This is a genomic window from Bradyrhizobium sp., from assembly GCF_027451485.1.
Classification (GTDB): Bacteria; Pseudomonadota; Alphaproteobacteria; order Rhizobiales; family Xanthobacteraceae; genus Bradyrhizobium.
In genome coordinates, this window is the sequence record NZ_DAIDJE010000081.1 from 1 (window position 1) to 2,558 (window position 2,558).

General features: G+C 60.7%; 3 protein-coding genes and 1 pseudogene. All 4 read right to left on the reverse strand.

Annotated elements, in window-relative coordinates:
- Positions 1-224, reverse strand: a 224-nt coding sequence (locus NEZ08_RS11170) for an FAD-dependent oxidoreductase (protein WP_298106805.1), incomplete at its 3' end; no start/stop codon positions are given.
- 174 nt (positions 225-398) lie between these two features.
- A complete protein-coding gene (locus NEZ08_RS11175; RefSeq protein ID WP_298106807.1) occupies positions 399-1,316 on the reverse strand; it encodes an SDR family NAD(P)-dependent oxidoreductase in 918 nt (305 codons plus the stop codon).
- Between the two features lie 160 nt (positions 1,317-1,476).
- Positions 1,477-1,956, reverse strand: coding sequence for a MaoC family dehydratase (locus tag NEZ08_RS11180; RefSeq protein WP_298106809.1), 480 nt, complete (start codon positions 1,954-1,956; stop codon positions 1,477-1,479).
- Positions 1,957-2,132: 176 nt separating this feature from the next.
- Positions 2,133-2,558, reverse strand: a pseudogene (locus tag NEZ08_RS11185) (AMP-dependent synthetase); the annotation flags it as partial.

Sequence of the window (2,558 nt, forward strand, 5' to 3'; positions counted from 1 at the left end):
CTGAGCTTCGGTGCGGCCCCTCGGTAACGCGACAGAAACGCTTCGAGCGGCTCGCTATGCGTGAGATTGAGTCCCCCGCGGCCGGCCATCAGAAATTTTCGTCCCGCCGACGGCATCGCGTCAAAGACCGTGACGCGCGCACCGCCTTGCGCCAGCGTCTCCGCCGCCATCAGCCCGGCGGGACCGGCGCCTATGACGGCGACATCGATGGTCGTTGAGGACATGCAGCGCTCAATCCGGAAAAGGTCGTCATACCCGGGCATCGCCATTCGAAGAACGGCGTCGCTTCCGCTCGCCTATGCTCCGGGCATCCATGTCTCCCTTCCTGTGGCTTTCGTGGAGGGCTGGGCCAGGCCCGGCCTCGACAGCCGAGACCGGAGCGGAGTGCAGTCAACGACCTACAGCTTCACGCCGGCGCGGGCCGCGGCCTGGCTGACATACTTGTTGGTCTGCTGAAACGCATTTTCCAGCGCTTTCGCTGTCGACATGTCGGCGATCTCGGTAAAGTGCTCAGCGATTGCTTCCGGAGTCCATTGGCTTTGCGAAAAATTCACGCCTTCGGTTTCCATGATCCGGATTACGGCGAACGAGCCAGCGCCCGCGCCCATGATGGTGCGGGTCGGCGCATCCTCAGCCAGAAGATAAAGCACCGCCGGCGTAATCGCTTCCGGCTTCATCAGCGCAAGCGCCTGCGGCGGCAACAATTCCTCCGTCATCCGCGTCGCCGCGGTCGGCGAGATCGTGTTGACGCGAATGTCGTTCTTGCGGCCCTCTTCCGCCAGCACGTTCATGAGACCGACGATGCCGGCCTTGGCTGCACCGTAATTCGCCTGACCGAAATTACCGAACAGGCCCGACGAGGAGGTCGTGACGACGATGCGACCGTAGTTGCGCTCGCGCATGCCTCCCCACACAGCCTTGCAGCAATAGAAAGTGCCGGTGAGATGCACGTCCAGCACCTTGGCGAAATCGGCGACCTCCATCTTGGCAAAGGACTTGTCGCGCAAGATGCCCGCATTGGCGCACAGGATGTCCACGCTGCCCCACTCCCTGGTGGCACGATCGACCATCGCCTGCACCTGTTCGAAATCGGAGACGTCGGCCCCATCGGCCATTGCCACGCCGCCGGCTCTGCGGATCTCTTCGACCACGGCTTCAGCCGGCGTAAGCGAACCGCCAGTACCGTCCCGCGCCCCGCCGAAATCGTTCACCACCACCTTGGCCCCTCGGCTCGCCAGCCCGAGTGCATGGGCGCGGCCAAGACCATTACCCGCGCCGGTAACGATGGCGACGCGTCCGTCAAACCTGATTGTCATGGATAAATTCCCGCTCTCTCTTCCTCGTCATGCCCCGCCATAGCCGTTCGCCATCGCTCCAGCTCGCCTATGCCGGGCATCTACGTCTTTCTTGCCGGTGCCACCAAAACAGACGTGGATGGCCGGGACAAGTGTTCAGCCCCGCCATGACGCGACCCGTTCAAGCAAAATAGATCAGGCCGATCCAGTCGGCCACCAGAGCCGGCTTGTCCTCGCCCTCGATTTCGACCGAGACGTTGGTGTGCGACTGCAATTCCTTGGGTTTGCGCAACTTCGCTCCGATCAGCTTGAACCGCCCACGCACGCGCGAGCCTGAGCGCACCGGCGAGATGAAGCGGAGCTTGTCGAAGCCATAGTTCACGCCCATCGTCGTGCCTTCGATCACCGGCATGACCTCGTAGGACATGATGCTGAGCAGCGACATCGTCAAAAAGCCGTGAGCGACCGTGCTCCCGAACGCGGTGTCGCGTTTGGCACGTTCAGGATCGACGTGGATGAACTGGTGATCCTCGATCACATCGGCATAGACGTTGATCCTGTTCTGATCGACCAGATGCCAGGATGACACGCCGATCTCCTGCCCGACCATTGCCTGATAGGATGCAAGCGAGACCGGCGGCTTCTTCCAGACTTCGTTCATTCCATCATCTCTGAGACCCAGAGCTCCGATTCGACGTTCGCAAGCACTTGCGGCAACCCTGATGCGAACTTGGAATCAAGGGAGCTCTGGCAGTCCATTTAAAGCTCGTGCGATTTTGCCTTTTTAATTTCCATTGCTGATTTTGCCGAGGACCCAGGAACTCGAGATTAACCGCACTAGTCGGATCGCACCCTTTGCAACTCCGGAAAATCTTCCTCGCGGAATTCGTCGCCACGCAGCGTATCGTTGCGGTTATTGTCGCGTTCGAGGCGCCGCAACTGCACGCGGCGTATTTTGCCGGAGATTGTCTTCGGCAATTCGCTGACGAGTTCAATTCGCCGGATACGTTTGAACGGCGCAAGTCGCTCGTGCAGATGAACGAAGATCGATCGCGCCGTATCCGCCGAACGCGCTGCGCCTGGCACCAGCAGGACATAGGCCTTGGGAATGGCAAGCCGGATCGGATCGGGACTTGGCACGACAGCCGCTTCCGCGACCAACTCGTGTTCGAGCAGCACGCTTTCCAGCTCGAACGGACTGATGCGATAATCGGACGACTTGAATACGTCGTCGGAGCGGCCGACGAAGGTGAAATAACCGTC

Bases quoted from the DNA above. Each gene is read 5' to 3' on its own strand.
- NEZ08_RS11175 (WP_298106807.1), bottom strand. From the start codon at position 1,316: ATGACAATCAGGTTTGACGGACGCGTCGCCATCGTTACCGGCGCGGGT.
- NEZ08_RS11180 (WP_298106809.1), bottom strand. From the start codon at position 1,956: ATGAACGAAGTCTGGAAGAAGCCGCCGGTCTCGCTTGCATCCTATCAG.